Here is an 18,174-nt window from a genome sequence, read left to right on the forward strand (position 1 = left end):
GCGAAGATCAATTTACGCCCACGCAAACGCCTGGGCTGGAAGACACCGTACGAAGTGTATGCAGGGGTGAGCGTTGCACTTATGGGTTGAATTCAGGTATACTGGCTGAAAACAATGGTGTACAGCCTATGTCGCACAGCGCAGCCAACCGTCAGCCGATGACCGGTCTGATTCTTTCCGGCGGTGGGGCGCGAGCGGCGTATCAGGTTGGCGTATTGTCCGCGATTGCTGATTTGCTGCCGGATGCGGCACACAACCCCTTCCCGGTGATCGTCGGCACCTCCGCTGGTGCCATCAATGCCGTGGGCCTGGCCTGCGGGGCGTTGCACTTCACTGAAGCAGTGCGCCGACTGACCAGCGTCTGGCAGGGCTTTCATACCCATCAGGTGTACCGCAGTGACTGGCCGGGTGTGCTGCGCCAAGTCAGCCGTTTTATTGGTCATAGTTTGCTGGGTATCGGTGGTGAAGCCCCGGTGGCGCTGCTCGACAGCTCGCCGCTGGCGGAATTGCTAAAGCGTGAGATGGATTTCACCGGCATTGCCGCCGCAGTGCGCCATCGGCAATTGCGGGCGGTGGCGGTCACGGCCTTTGGCTATGAAACGGCGCAGGCGGTCACCTTCTACCAGGGGCGCGCGACGATTGACCCTTGGTTCCGCCATCGCCGCGTTGGCGTGCCCACCCGGCTGGGCATCGAGCATTTATTGGCCAGCGCCTCGATCCCACTGATCTTTCCGCCGGTAAAAATTGGTCGCGAATACTATGGCGACGGTGCGGTGCGTCAGTCCGCGCCGATCAGTCCCGCCCTGCACTTGGGTGCAACCCGTGTCTTGGTGGTGGGCGTCAGCGGCAAATCGAGTGCTGTTGTGCACGAGCAAAAGAGTCTCGTGCCTGCACGCGCGAGTCGTGCACCGAGCCTGGCGCAAATCAGTGGGCACATGCTGAACAGTACTTTTATCGATAACCTCGAAAGCGACATCGAGTTGCTCGAGCGGCTGAACCAGATGGGCCAGTTGATTCCCCCTGAGAACCAGCCGCGCGGCCTGGGGCTTAAGCCCGTGGATGTGTTGGTGATTGCCCCCAGCCAGCCGCTGGATCTGATTGCCGCGCGGCATCGGCATGAACTGCCCAAAGCGCTGCGTTTCTTCCTGCGCGGGCCGGGTGCGACCCGCGCCAGCGGTGCCGGGGTACTGAGCTACCTGTTATTTGAGCCGGGTTATTGCAGCGAGTTGATTGAGCTGGGTTATCAGGATGCCATGGCGCAAAAAGCCCGTTTGATTGAATTTCTGCAGTTGGAGCACTTGCCTGCGCCTCTGGTTACTCCCGTGAGCGCATGATCCGTTCTTAGGGCGCTACGAAAATCCTTTTCATGGGCGTGGATAAAACCGCGCCAAGGCGGCGGGCTGCATTTAAACTGCGCCTTCCCGATGCTTTCTGTCGCATTTGCGAAAGCGCGGGTTTTCTGCGGGTTGGCGCTGTAAGAAGTTGTCGCATGGCGGCAATGCCAGCCCCTGATCAGTCCCTACAATCCTTCTCATCGCCTGCTAAGCACAGCAGGTGTTCCTCGTCAGGAGAGCTCAGATGTCCGTTCAGCACGACCCGGTTCAGCGCGCCGATTTTGATCAGGTGATGGTGCCCAACTATGCACCCGCTGCTTTTATCCCTGTGCGTGGCGCAGGTTCGCGCGTGTGGGACCAAAGCGGTCGTGAGCTGATCGACTTTGCCGGTGGCATCGCCGTTAACGTGCTGGGCCACGCCCATCCGGCGTTGGTGGCCGCGCTGACCGAACAGGCGTGCAAGCTGTGGCATGTGTCCAACGTGTTCACTAACGAGCCGGCCCTGCGCTTGGCCAAGAAGCTGGTCGATGCCACTTTTGCGGATCGCGTGTTCTTCTGCAACTCCGGCGCTGAAGCCAACGAGGCCGCGTTCAAGCTGGCCCGTCGCGTGGCATTTGATAAATACGGCGAAGACAAGTGCGAGATCATTGCCGCCACCAACAGCTTTCACGGTCGCACCCTGTTTACCGTGAGTGTTGGCGGTCAGCCGAAATACTCCGAAGGTTTCGGCCCGAAAATTCAGGGCATCAGCCACATCCCTTATAACGATATTGAGGCGCTGAAAGCGGCCGTGTCGGATAAAACCTGCGCCGTGGTGCTGGAGCCAATTCAGGGCGAAGGTGGGGTAATGCCCGCAGACTTGGCCTATCTGCAAGCCGCTCGCGAGTTGTGCGATCAGCACAACGCACTGCTGGTGTTCGATGAAGTGCAGAGCGGCATGGGCCGCAGCGGCTCGCTGTTTGCCTACCAGCATTACGGTGTGACGCCGGACATTCTTTCCAGCGCCAAGAGCCTGGGTGGCGGCTTCCCGATTGGCGCGATGCTGACCACCGAAGCGCTGGCCAAACACCTGGCCGTCGGCACTCACGGTACGACCTATGGCGGCAATCCGCTGGCCTGCGCTGTGGGTGAAGCGGTGATGGAAGTGATCAATACGCCTGAGGTGCTGGCTGGCGTACAGGCCAAGCATCAGCGCTTTAAAACCAAGTTGGAGCAGATCGGCCAGCAGTACGGCGTGTTCAGCGAAGTGCGCGGCCTCGGTCTGCTGATCGGTGCGGTGCTGTCCGATGCCTGGAAAGGCAAGGCCAAGGCGATTCTCGACGCCGCTGCGGTGGAAGGTGTGATGGTGCTGCAAGCCAGCCCGGACGTGGTGCGCTTCGCTCCTAGCCTGGTGGTGGAAGACGCCGATATCGATGAGGGTTTGGCGCGTTTTGAGCGCGCTGTGGCCAAACTCACTCAAGCATGATGGTCGGCCTGATGCGCCATTTCATGGTGCGTCAGGCTGGGCTTGCTCGGCCCATGGACGGGTTGAGTAAACAGTAAGGATGCACGTCTCTGTGTGTGCCGCAGCGCTGCTGCGGTTTTCTCTGAGCCACCCGTATTGGGTCGCTTGGAGCTTTTATCAAAAGGAGTGACACCATGCTGGTGATGCGCCCCGCGCAAATGGCCGACCTCACTGAAGTGCAGCGTCTCGCCGCGGACAGCCCGGTTGGTGTGACTTCACTGCCGGACGACAGCGATCGTCTGCGCGAAAAGATCGCCGCTTCAGAGGCCTCTTTTTCCGCTGAAGTGAGCTTCAACGGTGAAGAAAGCTACTTCTTCGTGCTGGAAGACAGCGAGAGCGGTCGCCTGGTCGGCTGCTCCGGTATTGTCGCTTCGGCCGGCTACTCCGAGCCGTTCTACAGCTTCCGCAACGAAACCTTCGTGCACAATTCCCGCGAGTTGAAGATCCATAACAAGATCCACGTGCTCTCGCTGTGCCACGACCTCACCGGCAACAGCCTGCTGACCAGCTTCTACGTCGAGCGGCCGTTGGTGAATACCGCCTGGTCGGAGCTCAACTCGCGTGGCCGTTTGCTGTTCCTCGCCAATCATCCCGAGCGCTTTGCCGATGCGGTGGTGGTGGAAATTGTCGGCTACAGCGACGAGGCCGGTGATTCGCCGTTCTGGGATGCCGTGGGGCGCAACTTCTTCGACATGAACTACACCGAGGCCGAGCGCCTGTGTGGCCTGAAGAGTCGCACCTTCCTTGCTGAGTTGATGCCGCATTACCCGATTTATGTGCCGCTGCTGCCAGATGAGGCGCAGGAAGCCATGGGCCAAGTGCATCCGCGGGCGCAGATCAGCTTCGACATTCTGATGCGTGAAGGCTTCGAAACCGATCACTACATCGACATCTTCGACGGTGGCCCGACCCTGCACGCACGCACCTCGGGTATTCGCTCGATTGCCCAAAGCCGTGTGGTGCCCCTGCGTTTGGCGGCAGACAAAGACGAGCCGGTTAAAGGCGGTCGTCCGTATTTGGTCTGTAATGGCCAGCTACAGGATTTCCGCGCAGTGGTGGTTGAGCTTGACTGGGTACCTGGCAAGCCGGTGACCTTGAGTGTGGCGGTTGCCGAAGCCCTGGGCGTCGGTGAAGGCGTTAGCGTTCGCCTGGTGGCGGTTTAAGGAGTAGCACATGATTGTTCGTCCCGTTCGCAGTGCCGATTTACCGGCGCTGTTCCAGTTGGCGCGCAGTACGGGTGCTGGCCTGACCACCTTGCCGGCCAATGAAGAGCGCCTGGCGCACCGGGTCGGTTGGGCTGAAAAAGCCTTTCGCGGTGATGCCGTGCGCGCCGATGCCGACTACCTGTTCGTGCTCGAAGATGACAACGGCGAGGTGGTCGGTATTTCCGCTGTCGCGGGTGCTGTCGGCTTGCGCGAGCCTTGGTACAACTACCGGGTTGGCCTGACGGTGAGCGCCTCGCAAGAGCTGAACATCCACCGGCAGATCCCCACACTGTTTCTGGCCAACGACCTGACCGGCAACTCCGAGCTGTGTTCGCTGTTTTTACGCAGCGATCAGCGCAGCGGCCTGAATGGCCGCCTGCTGTCCAAGGCGCGCTTTCTGTTTATTGCTGAGTTCCGCGAATTGTTTGGCGACAAGGTGATGGCCGAGATGCGCGGCATGTCCGATGAGCAGGGCCGTTCGCCGTTCTGGGAAAGCCTGGGTCGGCACTTTTTCAAGATGGAATTCAGCCAGGCGGATTACCTCACCGGCGTGGGCAACAAGGCTTTTATTGCCGAGTTGATGCCCAAATTTCCGCTCTACACCTGCTTTCTCTCGGAGGATGCGCGCAACATCATCGGCCGTGTGCACCCGGACACCGAGCCAGCGCTGGCCATGCTCAAGGGCGAGGGCTTCAGTTATCAGGGTTATGTCGACATCTTCGACGCCGGCCCGGCCATTGAAGCCGAAACCGCGAAAATTCGCGCGGTGCAGGACAGCCAGGTGCTGGTGCTGGCTGTTGGCACCCCGGGCGATGATGCCCCGCAGTTCCTAATCCATAACCGTAGGCGCGAAGAGTGCCGGATTACCGCCGCGCCCGCGCGTTTGGCCGCGGGCACCCTGGTGGTTGATGCGCAAACCGCCAAGCGCCTGCAGTTGTCGGCGGGCGATCAGGTGCGTGCGGTCGCTGTTTCTGCTCGCGGCTAACCGCTGCTTGCTCAAGCAGTAAGACGCGGTTGTCTCTATTTGCCGATCCGGCGCAGGCCGGGTCAACACCTTGCTGGGAGTGATAAAACAAGATGAGCACTCATTACATTGCCGGTGCCTGGCATGCAGGCCAGGGCGAAAGCCTGGAATCACTCAATCCGGTCAGTCAGGAAGCCATCTGGCATGGCCAGGCCGCCAGTGCCGAGCAGGTGGATGCGGCTGTGCAGGCCGCTCGCGCCGCATTCCCAGCCTGGGCCTCGCGTTCGCTGGATGAGCGCATTGCCGTGCTTGAGCAGTTTGCCGCGACCCTCAAACAACATGCCGACGCACTTGGCCACTGCATTGGTGAGGAGACCGGCAAGCCGCTGTGGGAAACCGCCACTGAAGTCACCAGCATGGTCAACAAAGTGGCCATTTCCATTCAGAGCTACCGCGAACGCACCGGTGAGAAAAGCGGCCCACTGGCCGATGCCACCGCTGTGTTACGGCACAAGCCGCATGGTGTGGTCGCGGTGTTCGGCCCTTACAATTTCCCCGGTCACCTGCCCAACGGCCATATCGTTCCGGCGCTGCTGGCGGGTAACTGCGTAGTGTTCAAACCCAGTGAGCTGACGCCGAAAGTCGCCGAGCTGACGGTCAAGTGCTGGATCGAAGCCGGTTTGCCAGTAGGTGTACTCAATCTGGTGCAGGGCGCGCGGGAAACCGGCGTGGCGTTGGCCGCGCACGACGGCATCGACGGCTTGTTCTTCACCGGCTCCAGCCGCACTGGCAACCTGCTGCACAGCCAGTTTGCCGGTCGCCCGGACAAGATCCTTGCCCTGGAAATGGGCGGCAATAACCCGCTGCTGGTTGATCAGGTCGCTGACCTTAACGCCGCCGTGTACACCATCATTCAGTCGGCCTTTATTTCTGCTGGTCAGCGCTGCACCTGTGCGCGCCGCCTGTTGGTGCCGCAAGGCGCCTGGGGTGACAGCCTGCTGGAACGACTGGTGGAAGTGGCCGCGAGTATCAAAGTCGGCAGTTTTGACGCGCAACCTGCGCCCTTTATGGGCTCGGTGATTTCCCTGGCCGCCGCTCAGCACCTGCTCAAGGCGCAGCAGCATTTGCTCGCGCAGGGCGCCAAGCCGCTGCTAGAGATGACTCAGCCCTTGGCCGGCGCTGCCTTACTCACGCCAGGGATTATCGACGTGAGCGAGATAGGCAATCGCCCGGATGAAGAGTTCTTTGGTCCACTGTTGCAGGTGATTCGCTACGCCGATTTCGAGTCTGCCATCACCGAGGCCAACAATACGCAGTACGGTTTGGCGGCCGGGCTGTTGTCCGATTCAAAAGCGCGCTACGAGCAGTTCTGGCTGCACAGCCGCGCCGGTATCGTTAACTGGAATAAACAACTGACTGGCGCGGCCAGCACTGCGCCATTCGGCGGTGTCGGTGCGTCTGGTAACCATCGCGCCAGCGCCTATTACGCGGCCGATTATTGCGCCTACCCGGTGGCCTCGCTGGAATCCGACAGCCTGAGCCTGCCTGCCACCCTGACACCCGGAGTTAGCCTGTGAGCCAAGCACCCAACGCCTCTGCATTTGAAGTGAACTTTGATGGCTTGGTCGGTCCGACGCATAACTACGGTGGTCTGTCCTACGGCAACGTCGCCTCGCAGAGCAACAGTCAGGCCGGGTCCAGCCCGAAAGAAGCGGCCAAGCAAGGCCTGGCCAAAATGAAAGCGCTGATGGAAATGGGCTTCAAACAGGGCGTATTGGCCCCGCAGGAGCGCCCGAATGTCGCCGTGCTGCGCAGCCTGGGTTTTACCGGAACGGATGCCCAGGTGATCCAGAAGGCCGCGAAAGACGCCATGCCGCTATTGGTTGCAAGCTGCTCGGCCTCCAGCATGTGGACGGCCAACGCTTGCACCGTTAGCCCGAGTGCGGATACGGCGGACGGCCGCGTGCATTTCACCGCCGCCAACCTCAATTGCAAATTCCACCGTTCGATCGAACACCCAACCACTAGCCGCGTATTGGGTGCGATGTTCGCCAACGAGCAGCACTTTGCCCATCACGCGGCGTTGCCTGCGGTTACTCAGTTTGGCGATGAAGGCGCGGCCAACCACACGCGCTTCTGCAAGGGTTACGGCGATGCGGGCGTGGAGTTTTTCGTATTCGGCCGCAGCGCCTTCGACAGTCGCTTCCCGGCTCCGCAGCGCTACCCGGCGCGGCAAACCTTGGAAGCCTCGCAGGCGGTGGCCCGTCTGCATGGCCTGAGCGATGAGGGCGTGGTCTACGCCCAGCAAACGCCAGCGGTGATCGATCAAGGCGTGTTCCACAACGACGTGATCGCCGTGGGCAATGGCGAGGTGTTGTTTTATCACCAGGACGCTTTCCTCGACACCGATAGGGTGCTGGCCGAACTGCGCGACAAGCTCGCCCGTCGTGGTGGCAATTTCCAGTCCGTGTGCGTGCCGCGTGATGCAGTGACGGTGGACGATGCGGTCAAGTCCTACCTGTTCAACAGCCAACTGCTGAGTCGCGCCGATGGCAGCATGCTGCTGATCGTGCCGGAGGAGTGCCGCAACAACGCCAACGTGTGGAACTACCTGCAACAGTTGACGACCGGTAACGGCCCGATTCGCGAGGTCAAAGTGTTCGACCTCAAGCAGAGCATGCAGAACGGCGGCGGCCCGGCTTGCCTGCGCCTACGCGTAGCCCTCAAGGAAGACGAACTGGCGGCGGTCAACCAGGGTGTGATTATGACGCCGAGCCTGTATGACACCCTGAACGTCTGGGTCGACAAGCACTACCGCGATCGCCTGAGCGAAAACGACCTGGCTGACCCACAATTGCTCAACGAATGCCGCACGGCCTTGGATGAACTGACGCAGATCCTTAAACTGGGCGCGGTTTATCCATTTCAATTAGCTTGAGTAGGGAGGGTCGCGCTTTATCGACCCATCGCTGGATGTAAAAGCGACATTCACCCTACGTCCAACACTGTGGAGATTTTATGAGCGACGCCCTGCAACTGATCCTTGAAGACACCGATGGCACCCAACTGGAAACCTCCTGCACACGCTTTGCCGTGATCTGGCAGGGTCAGGAAATCTGGTTTCAGCAAGTAGGTAACAACCAGTTGATGATCGGCGTAGAGGTAGAAGAGGGCGCCGCTGAATACGCCAACCTGCTGCTGCGGCCGCTGGCTACCAACCTGGTCAGCTTGGAGCTGGAAATGGAAGCAGCCGATCTGGCAGACGAAGACGGCCATGTACATGGCCCGGATTGCAATCACTAAGCGCGTCTTTACGCGCTGAGGAAATGCCCATGCTTGCCCTCGGTAAACTGCTCGAACTGACCCTGGCCGGCCATGAGCCGTCTGCGAAGATTCAGTTGACCCCCGAGGGCACACGGCTGCGTTGGCTGGCCGAAGGCGCGTTGGAAGTCACCCCGCCGGTGGCCTGCGACAATGGCCAAGACCTGCTGCTCTCTGCCGGTATCCACGGCAACGAAACCGCGCCCATCGAGTTGTTGGAGCGTTTGCTGCAAGGCATTGCCCGCAGCCAGCTCAAGCCGCGCGCGCGGATTCTCTTTCTGTTTGGCAACCCCGAAGCCATGCGCCGTGGCGAGCGTTACATCGAGCAGGACATCAACCGCCTGTTCAATGGGCGTCACGATCAGCACACCGGCAACGAGGCACTGCGTGCCTGTGAGCTGGAACACTTGGCGGCCAACTTCTTCAACAAGCCTGCGCGCAGTCGGCTGCATTACGACCTGCACACCGCCATTCGTGGCTCGAAAATCGAACAGTTTGCCCTCTACCCGTTTCAAGAAGGGCGCGTGCGCAGCCTGCGCGAACTGGCGCGTCTGAACGCGGCAGGGATTGAAGCCGTGCTGCTGCACAACAAAAGCTCCATCACCTTTAGCGCTTACACGTACACCCAGCTTGGGGCAGAAGCCTTCACCCTCGAGCTGGGTAAGGCGCGGCCGTTTGGGCAGAACCAACAGGTCAACCTAGATTTGCTTGAGCAGCAACTGCGCGCCTTGATTGAGGGGCGAGAAGAAATCGCCGAGCCGTCACTGGATGGACTCACGCTGTTTGCCGTTTCGCGCGAAGTGATCAAGCACAGCGACGCCTTCACGCTGCACCTGCCCAATGAGGTGGAAAACTTCAGCGAGCTGCCGGTTGGCTATCTGTTGGCCGAAGACCTGAGTGACACCCGCTGGATCGTCGATCAGCCCGGCACGCGCATTATCTTCCCGAATCCGAAAGTCAAAAACGGCTTGCGTGCTGGCATCTTGATTGTTCCCGCCGAAGACGTGCAGTTGGCCTGAGCCTATGGCGCATTGTGGGCACTTACAGCGGTCTTTCCGGGCTACGTCGCTGAAACACTGGGGTGGTGGCCCTTTATCCATCCACCCTGCGTAGCTGTCCTGCGCTTTCTCACCTGATCTGTACCTTGTTTGCCTAATTGGCGCGCCTTAGCATCGGGCTTTAGCCCATCTAAGGATTGCCCACCATGCCCGTTATCGACCTGCGCAGCGACACCGTCACCCAGCCGACGCCCGGCATGCGCGAGGCTATGCAGGCCGCCGAGTTGGGTGACGATGTGTACGGCGAAGACCCGACGGTCAATCGTCTGGAGCAGTATCTGGCGGCTGAACTGGGCTTCGAAGCGGCGCTGTTCGTGCCCACTGGCACCATGAGTAACCTGCTTGGGTTGATGGCCCATTGCGGCCGTGGTGACGAGTACATCGTCGGCCAGCAGGCGCACACTTATAAATACGAAGGCGGTGGCGCGGCGGTGCTCGGTTCGATCCAGCCGCAGCCGATTGACGGCGAAGCGGATGGCTCGTTGGATTTGGCCAAGGTCGAAGCCGCCATCAAACAGGATGACTTTCACTTCGCCCGCACCCGTCTGCTGGCGCTGGAAAACACCATGCAGGGCAAGGTTCTGCCGCTGTCTTATCTTCAGGCCGCGCGCGAGTTGACCACTCAGCGCGGGCTTGCTCTGCATCTGGATGGCGCGCGGTTGTACAACGCGGCGGTCAAGTTGCGCGTGCCTGCGCGTGACATCACGCAGTACTTCGATTCGGTGTCGGTGTGCCTGTCCAAGGGGCTCGGCGCGCCTGTGGGCTCGGTGTTGTGCGGCACACGTGAGTTGATCGGCCGGGCACGGCGGCTGCGCAAAATGGTCGGCGGTGGTATGCGTCAGGCGGGCATGCTGGCGGCGGCCGGTTTGTATGCGCTGCATCATCAGGTAGCGCGTTTGGCTGAGGATCATGCCAACGCCGAACGCTTGGCCGCAGGCTTGCGTGAACTGGGCTATGCCGTGGAGCCGGTGCAGACCAATATGGTCTATGTGCATATGGGCGACCAAGCTGGCGCGCTGAAAGCCTTTTGCGCCGAGCGCGGCATCACACTCAGCGCTGCAGCGCGGCTGCGCATGGTCACGCACCTGGATATTTCCCCGGCGCACATCGATCAGGTGCTGCTGGCGTTTGCTGATTTCCGCTCAACTTGACTGATGCAGGTCAGCTAATAGCGGTTATCTATCAATAAAGGCACTAGCCCCCTTGCGCTGGCCCGATATAATGCGGCCCTTTGCCGGCTTTATTGTGGCCGCTGGTTTTTGGAAGATTCCTATGAAAAGCGCAGAAATCCGTGAAGCCTTCCTCAGCTTCTTTGAACAAAAGGGACACACCCGTGTCGCTTCAAGCTCCCTGATTCCGGGCAACGACCCGACCCTGCTGTTCACCAACGCCGGCATGAACCAGTTCAAGGATTGCTTCCTCGGCCTGGAAAAGCGCGCCTACACCCGCGCCGCCACCAGCCAGAAGTGTGTGCGTGCCGGCGGCAAGCACAACGATTTGGAAAACGTCGGTTATACCGCTCGTCACCACACCTTCTTTGAAATGCTCGGCAACTTCAGCTTTGGCGACTATTTCAAGCGCGATGCGATTCACTTCGCCTGGGAGTTTCTCACCGGCGACAAGTGGCTGAATCTGCCCAAGGAAAAGCTCTGGGTTACGGTTTATGCCACGGATGACGAAGCCTATGACATCTGGAACAAGGAAATCGGCGTTCCGGTCGAGCGCATGATCCGCATCGGCGACAACAAAGGCGCGCCGTACGCCTCCGACAACTTCTGGACCATGGGCGACACCGGCCCGTGCGGCCCGTGCACCGAGATTTTCTTCGACCACGGCGATCACATCTGGGGTGGCCCACCTGGCTCGCCAGAAGAAGATGGCGATCGTTATATCGAGATCTGGAACAACGTCTTCATGCAGTTCAATCGCACGGCTGACGGCGTGCTGCACCCGTTGCCTGCGCCGAGCGTGGACACCGGCATGGGGCTGGAGCGTATCAGTGCCGTGCTGCAACACGTGAACTCGAACTACGAGATCGACCTGTTCCAAAGCCTGCTTAATGCCGCGGCCAAGGCCATCGGTTGTGCCAACGAAGGCCAGGCGTCGCTAAACGTGGTCGCTGACCACATCCGTTCGTGCGGCTTCCTGGTTGCCGACGGCGTGACACCGTCCAACGAAGGCCGTGGCTACGTGCTGCGCCGCATCATCCGCCGCGCCTGCCGTCACGGCAACAAGCTGGGTGCCAAGGGCAGCTTCTTCTACCAGATCGTTGCCGCGCTGGTGGCCGAGATGGGCGATGCCTTCCCTGAACTGAAACAACAGCAATCGCATATCGAGCGCGTGCTGAAAACCGAAGAAGAGCAGTTCGCCAAGACCTTGGAGCAGGGCCTGAAAATTCTTGAGCAGGACTTGGCGGAGCTCAAAGGCACGGTGATTCCGGGTGAAGTGATTTTCAAACTCTACGACACCTTCGGCTTCCCGATGGACCTCACCGGTGACATCGCCCGTGAGCGTGAGTTGACCCTAGATGAAGAAGGCTTCGAGCGCGAAATGGAGGAGCAGCGCAAGCGCGCCCGTTCCGCCAGCTCGTTCGGCATGGATTACAACGCGCTGGTCAAGGTGGACAGCGACACCGCGTTCCTCGGCTATCAAGGCACCAGTGGCAGCGGCAAGATCATTGCGCTGTTCAAGGACGGTCAGGCTGTCGACAGCCTGAGTGAGGGCGAGGAGGGCGTTGTCGTTCTCGATCAGACGCCGTTCTATGCCGAATCCGGTGGCCAAGTCGGTGACTGCGGCTTCCTTGAAGGTGCAGGTGTGCGTTTTGACGTGCGTGATACCACCAAAGCTGGCGGCGCGTTCCTGCACCACGGCGTTGCGGTCAAGGGCGGCTTGAGTGTCAGCACCTCGGTCAAGGCCGAAGTGGATGCCAGCGTGCGTCAGGCCACTGCGCTCAATCACTCGGCCACCCACTTGCTGCATGCCGCGCTGCGTCAGGTACTGGGCGAGCACGTCACCCAGAAAGGCTCGCTGGTCGACAGTCAGCGTCTGCGCTTTGACTTCAGTCACTTCGAGGCGATCACTCCAGCGCAACTGAAAGAGCTGGAAACCATCGTTAACCGTGAAGTACGCGGTAACAGCGAAGTTGAAACCCTGGAAACCGACATCGAAACCGCCAAGGCCAAAGGTGCCATGGCGCTGTTCGGTGAGAAGTACGGCGATCAGGTGCGTGTGCTGAGCATGGGTGGCGACTTCTCAGTTGAGCTGTGTGGCGGCACCCACGTTAAGCGCACCGGCGATATCGGTCTGTTCAAAATCATCAGCGAAAGCGGTGTGGCGGCTGGCGTGCGCCGGATTGAGGCGGTCACTGGCGCAGCCGCTTTTGCCTACCTCAATGGTGCGGAAGAACAGCTGAAAGAAGCGGCGGCGCTGGTCAAGGGCAGTCGCGACAACCTGCTGGACAAGCTGGCTGGTGTGCTGGAGCGCAACCGTCAGCTGGAAAAAGAGCTGGAGCAGTTCAAGGCCAAGGCCGCCAGCGCGGCGGGCAATGACCTGGCGGGTACCGCTGTCGACGTCAGAGGTATCAAGGTGCTGACGGCACGTCTCGACGGTCTAGACGGCAAAGCACTGCTGGCGATGGTCGATCAGCTGAAAAACAAGCTCGGCAGCGCAGTGATCCTGCTCGGCGGCGTGCAGGACGACAAGGTCGTGCTGGTAGCCGGTGTCACTCAAGACCTGACCGCCAAACTGAAAGCCGGTGACTTGATGAAACAAGCGGCGGCGGCTGTTGGCGGTAAAGGTGGCGGTCGCCCGGACATGGCGCAAGGCGGTGGCACCGAGGCGCAGGCGCTGGATGCGGCATTGGCGTTGGCGACGACGTTTGCCGAGCAGGGTCTGTAATTCGCGGCGATTAGAATTGATGCGCCATGGCCCGGCACACGCCCGGCGGGCCTTGGCAGTGTTTTGAGTTGTATGTTTAATGGGCGCCCTTCACGGGCTGAGGCGGCTTTGAAATGGCTTTGATCGTACAGAAATTTGGCGGCACCTCCGTCGGCACTGTTGAGCGTATCCAGCAGGTTGCCGCGAAGGTTAAGAAGTTCCGCGACAACGGCGATGACATTGTGGTTGTGGTTTCCGCCATGAGCGGTGAAACCAATCGCCTGATCGATCTGGCCAAACAGGTCAGTGATGGTCAGCCGGTACCGCGTGAACTCGACGTGATGGTTTCAACGGGTGAGCAGGTGACCATTGCCCTGTTGGCCATGGCGCTGATCAAAATTGGTGTGCCGGCGGTGTCTTACACCGGTAATCAGGTGCGTATCCTCACAGACAGCGCGCACAACAAAGCGCGCATCCTGCAAATCGACGATCAGAAGCTGCGCACTGACCTCAAGGCTGGTCGTGTGGTGGTGGTTGCAGGTTTCCAGGGTGTGGATGAAAACGGCAATATCACCACGCTGGGTCGTGGCGGTTCCGATACCACCGGCGTAGCGCTTGCCGCAGCGTTGAAGGCTGACGAATGCCAGATTTACACCGACGTAGACGGTGTTTACACCACAGATCCGCGCGTCGTGCCGCAGGCTCAGCGCCTGGAAAAAATCACCTTTGAAGAGATGCTGGAAATGGCCAGCCTTGGTTCCAAGGTGTTGCAGATTCGCTCGGTGGAATTCGCCGGCAAATACAACGTCCCGCTGCGCGTACTGCACAGCTTCCAAGAGGGTCCGGGCACCCTCATTACCCTTGATGAAGAGGCATCCATGGAACAGCCGATTATCTCCGGCATCGCTTTCAATCGCGACGAAGCCAAGCTGACGGTCCGTGGCGTACCGGACATCCCGGGCGTAGCGTTCAAAATTCTCGGCCCGATCAGTGCGGCCAACATTGAAGTCGACATGATCGTGCAGAACGTTTCGCACGATAACACCACCGACTTCACCTTCACCGTGCACCGCAATGACTACACCGCCGCGTTTGAGGTGTTGGAAAATACCGCGCGTGAGCTGGGTGCGCGTGAAGTGATCGGTGATACCAAAATTGCCAAGGTGTCCATTGTTGGCGTTGGCATGCGCTCCCACGCAGGCGTGGCCAGCCGTATGTTTGAAGCCTTGGCCAAGGAAAACATCAATATCCAGATGATCTCGACCTCGGAAATCAAAGTCTCCGTGGTCATTGAGGAGAAATATCTGGAGTTGGCGGTGCGCGCCCTGCACACTGCTTTTGAACTGGATGCCCCGGCCCGCAAGGGCGATTGAGGCATTATCCGAAAGGCGCGGTTTATACCGCGCCTTTCGTCTTTTTGGTTGGCATGAGCAGCGGCTTTCTTTCTGCTCACACTGGTCAATACTTGGGTGAAGGCTCTGCTTGAGTTGTTCGGGGCTGCCGCCATTTTATTTTGCAGACTGCTGTTGTATTGAACTGATATCCGTAAGGAGAAAGGAATGCTGATTCTGACTCGCCGGGTCGGAGAGACCCTGATGGTGGGTGACGAAGTCACTGTCACCGTGTTGGGCGTTAAAGGTAATCAGGTGCGTATAGGCGTTAACGCGCCTAAAGAAGTTGCTGTGCACCGTGAGGAAATTTACCAGCGCATCCAGAAAGAGAAGGGTGAGGAACCAAGCCACTAATTTTATTGAAATTTTGGCTTTGCAAACGGGGAAAACATGGTTATCATGCGCCCCGTGTTGCGGAGAGGTGGCCGAGTGGCCGAAGGCGCTCCCCTGCTAAGGGAGTACACCTCAAAAGGGTGTCGGGGGTTCGAATCCCCCCTTCTCCGCCATTATTTAGGCGTTACATGCACTCATAGCTCAGCTGGATAGAGTACTCGGCTACGAACCGAGCGGTCGGAGGTTCGAATCCTCCTGAGTGCACCAAATAAGAAGGGTCTGCAGCGATGCAGGCCCTTTTTTATTGTCTTTTAAGTCATGGCGGCTCATGGGGCGTGGCGATTAAGTGTTTATCGTGCCGGCCTGTTTAGCGTTTAGCTTTGCCTTTAACGCAGCCGGCCTGGTCGAAGACCACGTTGCGCTTTTTGCCTTTCTTGCCCTCATACACGTAGCGCGTCTGGCCGTTGTTCTCGCTGACTTTGTCGGGCTTGCCCAGGCTGCTTTCCACATCAGCCAGGCTCATGCCTGAGCGAATCTGTTGTTTGATGATGGCTGTACGGCGCTCGCTGCTGCTGAGCAGGTTGCCGCAGCCGTCCTGCTTTACGCCGATAACCGCTAAATCCTGATCGTGTTTGCTTTTGCTTTTGCTTTTCTGGCGAGCTTTGTTCGGCTTCGCCAATGGAACGGCTTTGCCGCTGCCGGGCGTGGGGTTGTATGCCTTTTGTAGGCGCAACTCGTTACTTTCAGGGCAGCCTTGGCGGGTAAAGGTAATGTGCCCGCTGGCATCTTCGCAGCGAAACACGGTCGTGCTGAGAGCCAGGTCTGGACAAAGCAACATGATGAGGCGGGTGGTGGCAAGAAAGGTGCGCATTTGACGTCCTCCGTGACGGTCTCAGTGAATGGTAGACGAGATGCTAATGTTGGCCAGGCGTGCCTTTTGCCCTGTCGCTCTCGTCGCACGTTGGTATGTGAATCCCTGCTCAGGTGTGTCTTGCAAGTGCTTGACTGCAGGTTTTTTGTCACATGCAAAGTATCTGCGCGGTGTTATCATTCGCGGCGTCAGCCCCGCCGGGGCTTGTGGATTACCACCATGGACTTACCCAGTAGTTATTCTGAATCTCGATTGTGCAATCACGTACTGACTGATTGACCCTCTTTGGCGTGCGCCGCCGCTGGGGGTGGAGCGCGCTATGACTGAAGTAGAAGCAAAAAAACCGCAAGAAAGCCTACAGGTTCGCCTGGCTCAGGTCGTTGAGTTGTTGCAACGGCATAAAGTGGTGGAAAACCTGACGCATCGTCAGGAAGGGATCAACCACGGCAGGGTTGAAAACCTTGTGCATCGGCAAAACCTTGCCGAATTGCAGCGCAAGCTCGACGAACTGCACTCAGCAGACGTTGCTCACATCCTTGAAGCCCTGCCGCTGGACGATCGCCTGACGGTTTGGCAGTTGGTCAAGGCGGAGCGCGACGGCGATATCCTTCTTGAAGTCTCGGACGCTGTGCGTGAAACGCTGCTGGCGGACATGGATGACCACGAGATTCTCGCTGCCGCCAGGGAAATGGACGCTGACGAGCTGGCTGATCTCGCCTCTGAGCTGCCTCGAGATGTCGTGCATGAGCTGATGGAAACGCTCGATGCACAGCAGCGAGAGCGTGTTCGCTCAGCCCTCTCGTATGAGGACGATCAGGTTGGTGCATTGATGGACTTCGAGATGGTCACCATCCGCGAAGACGTCAGCCTTGAAGTCGTATTGCGCTATCTGCGCCGTTTAAAAGAGTTGCCTGGCCACACCGATAAGCTGTTTGTAGTCGATTACGACGGCGTGCTTAAAGGCGTGCTGCCGGTCAAGCGTCTGCTGGTCAATGATCCTGACAAACAAGTCAGCGAGGTCATGGCTACCGACCCCGTGAGTTTTCACCCGGATGAAGATGCTTATGTTGCCGCTCAGGCATTTGAGCGTTATGACCTGATTTCATCGCCGGTGGTGGACAAGAACGGCAAGCTGATTGGCCGTCTGACTATTGATGAGATGGTCGACCTGATTCGTGAGGAGAGCGAAAGCGAAGTCCTCAACATGGCCGGTCTGCGTGAAGAAGAAGATATCTTCGCGTCGGTATGGAAATCCCTGCGCAACCGTTGGGCCTGGCTAGCGGTCAACCTAGTGACCGCGTTTATGGCTTCGCGGGTCATTGGTTTGTTTGAGGGGTCTATCGAAAAGCTGGTTGCGCTGGCGGCGCTCATGCCGATTGTTGCCGGGATTGGCGGTAACTCCGGTAATCAGACCATCACCATGATCGTGCGCGCGATGGCGCTGGACCAAGTGACCACCGGCAATACATCACGCCTGATTCGCAAAGAGTTGGGCGTGGGTCTGGTAAACGGTATCGTGTGGGGCGGGGTGATTGGCGTGGTTGCCTACCTGCTTTATGACAGCTGGTCGCTTGGCGTGGTGATGACCGCTGCCATGACGTTGAACCTGTTGCTGGCGGCGATGATGGGGGTGTTGATTCCTATGACGCTGGTGCGGTTGGGGCGTGATCCGGCAATGGGTGCTAGCGTGATGATTACAGCCGTCACTGACAGCGGAGGCTTCTTTATTTTTCTTGGCCTTGCCAGCATATTCCTGCTCTGAGCGGCATGGAGCGGTTATCACGCTAAGATCCGTCTGTTTTGCCCGGGTCAAACCCCGGGTGCTCCACTCCAATAATTAACTCAACTCGCATCGAGCGAGCTATGGGTTTATATGGCGCCAAGTGAACTCTTGCTTGAGGGTGTCGAGTTCATGCTTTGGGTATGAGTTTTGGCTCCCAATTGCTTGTCTTTTTGGTGGGCGTGATCAGCGTTTAATCACGTCTGATCGAGTCGTTTACCCGTTCTGTGACCCGTGTTGCCAACCATCTTCTGCTAATACATTGGTTGCCATTCAACTCGCCATTCATCAGCACCGCACTCGTTGTTGTTGATCAGGTTCTGTGGGGAGCGTCTATTTGACCGCCGTTAAACAAACGTTCGGTATCACTGATATGGTGCTGCGTGATGTTCGCTGTTCTATCCTGGCGACCCGGGTGGGCGTGGAAGACATGTTGCCATCACTGCGGATTCCACGGTCATCTGGCCACCCATTCCATGAGCATCTGACCACCGATTCCACGCTGATCCGGCCACCCATTCCACGCGCATCCGGCCA

The 18,174-nt window shown here is 58.9% G+C and carries 15 protein-coding genes and 2 tRNA genes; 16 read left to right on the forward strand and 1 reads right to left on the reverse strand.

Features of this window, described 5'->3' with window-relative positions:
- Window positions 1-128: 128 nt before the first annotated feature.
- The 14 genes from AUK77_RS16050 to AUK77_RS16115 all read left to right on the forward strand — a co-directional run bounded on the left by AUK77_RS16050 (window position 129) and on the right by AUK77_RS16115 (window position 15,253).
- Entirely contained in the window at window positions 129-1,334 is a 1,206-nt protein-coding gene (locus tag AUK77_RS16050) for a patatin-like phospholipase family protein (protein ID WP_296131587.1), read from the forward strand.
- A gap of 244 nt (window positions 1,335-1,578) precedes the next feature.
- The gene (locus AUK77_RS16055; protein WP_296131590.1) at window positions 1,579-2,799 is read left to right on the forward strand and encodes an aspartate aminotransferase family protein; all 1,221 of its coding nucleotides are present in this window, start codon (window positions 1,579-1,581) and stop codon (window positions 2,797-2,799) included.
- Between the two features lie 173 nt (window positions 2,800-2,972).
- Window positions 2,973-4,001 (forward strand): arginine/ornithine succinyltransferase subunit alpha, encoded by a 1,029-nt coding sequence (aruF, locus tag AUK77_RS16060; RefSeq protein WP_296131598.1) that lies wholly within the window; start codon window positions 2,973-2,975, stop codon window positions 3,999-4,001.
- A 10-nt stretch (window positions 4,002-4,011) separates the two neighbouring features.
- Window positions 4,012-5,028, forward strand: coding sequence for an arginine N-succinyltransferase (astA, locus tag AUK77_RS16065; RefSeq protein ID WP_296131601.1), 1,017 nt, complete (start codon window positions 4,012-4,014; stop codon window positions 5,026-5,028).
- A gap of 92 nt (window positions 5,029-5,120) precedes the next feature.
- On the forward strand, window positions 5,121-6,584 hold the full coding sequence (gene astD / locus AUK77_RS16070; protein WP_296131604.1) for a succinylglutamate-semialdehyde dehydrogenase: 1,464 nt from the start codon (window positions 5,121-5,123) through the stop codon (window positions 6,582-6,584).
- A complete protein-coding gene (gene astB, locus AUK77_RS16075; RefSeq protein ID WP_296131607.1) occupies window positions 6,581-7,945 on the forward strand; it encodes an N-succinylarginine dihydrolase in 1,365 nt (454 codons plus the stop codon). The genes astD and astB overlap by 4 nt, the downstream gene beginning before the upstream one ends.
- 80 nt (window positions 7,946-8,025) lie before the next feature.
- Complete coding sequence (locus AUK77_RS16080) at window positions 8,026-8,310, forward strand: topoisomerase II (protein ID WP_296131610.1); 285 nt, start codon at window positions 8,026-8,028, stop codon at window positions 8,308-8,310.
- A 29-nt stretch (window positions 8,311-8,339) separates the two neighbouring features.
- On the forward strand, window positions 8,340-9,347 hold the full coding sequence (gene astE / locus AUK77_RS16085; protein ID WP_296131611.1) for a succinylglutamate desuccinylase: 1,008 nt from the start codon (window positions 8,340-8,342) through the stop codon (window positions 9,345-9,347).
- A 185-nt stretch (window positions 9,348-9,532) separates the two neighbouring features.
- On the forward strand, window positions 9,533-10,537 hold the full coding sequence (gene ltaE / locus AUK77_RS16090) for a low-specificity L-threonine aldolase (RefSeq protein WP_296131614.1): 1,005 nt from the start codon (window positions 9,533-9,535) through the stop codon (window positions 10,535-10,537).
- A 121-nt stretch (window positions 10,538-10,658) separates the two neighbouring features.
- Complete coding sequence (gene alaS / locus AUK77_RS16095; protein WP_296131616.1) at window positions 10,659-13,283, forward strand: alanine--tRNA ligase; 2,625 nt, start codon at window positions 10,659-10,661, stop codon at window positions 13,281-13,283.
- A gap of 113 nt (window positions 13,284-13,396) precedes the next feature.
- The gene (locus AUK77_RS16100; RefSeq protein ID WP_296131619.1) at window positions 13,397-14,635 is read left to right on the forward strand and encodes an aspartate kinase; all 1,239 of its coding nucleotides are present in this window, start codon (window positions 13,397-13,399) and stop codon (window positions 14,633-14,635) included.
- Window positions 14,636-14,821: 186 nt separating this feature from the next.
- On the forward strand, window positions 14,822-15,007 hold the full coding sequence (gene csrA / locus AUK77_RS16105) for a carbon storage regulator CsrA (RefSeq protein ID WP_025165378.1): 186 nt from the start codon (window positions 14,822-14,824) through the stop codon (window positions 15,005-15,007).
- A 61-nt stretch (window positions 15,008-15,068) separates the two neighbouring features.
- A tRNA-Ser gene (locus AUK77_RS16110) sits at window positions 15,069-15,159 on the forward strand.
- Window positions 15,160-15,176: 17 nt separating this feature from the next.
- Window positions 15,177-15,253 (forward strand) — tRNA-Arg (locus AUK77_RS16115).
- A 100-nt stretch (window positions 15,254-15,353) separates the two neighbouring features.
- Here AUK77_RS16115 and AUK77_RS16120 read toward each other — a convergent pair.
- Complete coding sequence (locus tag AUK77_RS16120; RefSeq protein WP_296131622.1) at window positions 15,354-15,857, reverse strand: DUF4124 domain-containing protein; 504 nt, start codon at window positions 15,855-15,857, stop codon at window positions 15,354-15,356.
- 319 nt (window positions 15,858-16,176) lie between these two features.
- Here AUK77_RS16120 and mgtE point away from each other — a divergent pair, with 319 nt between their 5' ends.
- Together mgtE and AUK77_RS16130 are read left to right on the forward strand one after the other, a co-directional pair.
- Window positions 16,177-17,619: a magnesium transporter gene (gene mgtE / locus AUK77_RS16125; RefSeq protein ID WP_296131624.1), complete on the forward strand. Its 1,443-nt coding sequence runs from the start codon at window positions 16,177-16,179 to the stop codon at window positions 17,617-17,619.
- Between the two features lie 355 nt (window positions 17,620-17,974).
- Window positions 17,975-18,174 (forward strand): hypothetical protein (locus AUK77_RS16130; protein ID WP_296131627.1); only part of this gene is annotated, 200 nt, incomplete at its 3' end.

This window comes from Pseudomonas sp. Ga0074129 (genome assembly GCA_001465025.1).
GTDB lineage: Bacteria > Pseudomonadota > Gammaproteobacteria > Pseudomonadales > Pseudomonadaceae > Aquipseudomonas.

Excerpts from the sequence above, each read along its gene's own strand:
- AUK77_RS16100 (WP_296131619.1), top strand. The coding sequence starts at position 13,397 with ATGGCTTTGATCGTACAGAAATTTGGCGGCACCTCCGTCGGCACTGTT.
- astE (WP_296131611.1), top strand. The coding sequence starts at position 8,340 with ATGCTTGCCCTCGGTAAACTGCTCGAACTGACCCTGGCCGGCCATGAG.
- aruF (WP_296131598.1), top strand. The coding sequence starts at position 2,973 with ATGCTGGTGATGCGCCCCGCGCAAATGGCCGACCTCACTGAAGTGCAG.
- AUK77_RS16050 (WP_296131587.1), top strand. The coding sequence starts at position 129 with ATGTCGCACAGCGCAGCCAACCGTCAGCCGATGACCGGTCTGATTCTT.
- AUK77_RS16120 (WP_296131622.1), bottom strand. The coding sequence starts at position 15,857 with ATGCGCACCTTTCTTGCCACCACCCGCCTCATCATGTTGCTTTGTCCA.
- AUK77_RS16080 (WP_296131610.1), top strand. The coding sequence starts at position 8,026 with ATGAGCGACGCCCTGCAACTGATCCTTGAAGACACCGATGGCACCCAA.
- alaS (WP_296131616.1), top strand. The coding sequence starts at position 10,659 with ATGAAAAGCGCAGAAATCCGTGAAGCCTTCCTCAGCTTCTTTGAACAA.
- AUK77_RS16055 (WP_296131590.1), top strand. The coding sequence starts at position 1,579 with ATGTCCGTTCAGCACGACCCGGTTCAGCGCGCCGATTTTGATCAGGTG.
- csrA (WP_025165378.1), top strand. The coding sequence starts at position 14,822 with ATGCTGATTCTGACTCGCCGGGTCGGAGAGACCCTGATGGTGGGTGAC.
- mgtE (WP_296131624.1), top strand. The coding sequence starts at position 16,177 with ATGACTGAAGTAGAAGCAAAAAAACCGCAAGAAAGCCTACAGGTTCGC.
- astA (WP_296131601.1), top strand. The coding sequence starts at position 4,012 with ATGATTGTTCGTCCCGTTCGCAGTGCCGATTTACCGGCGCTGTTCCAG.
- ltaE (WP_296131614.1), top strand. The coding sequence starts at position 9,533 with ATGCCCGTTATCGACCTGCGCAGCGACACCGTCACCCAGCCGACGCCC.
- astD (WP_296131604.1), top strand. The coding sequence starts at position 5,121 with ATGAGCACTCATTACATTGCCGGTGCCTGGCATGCAGGCCAGGGCGAA.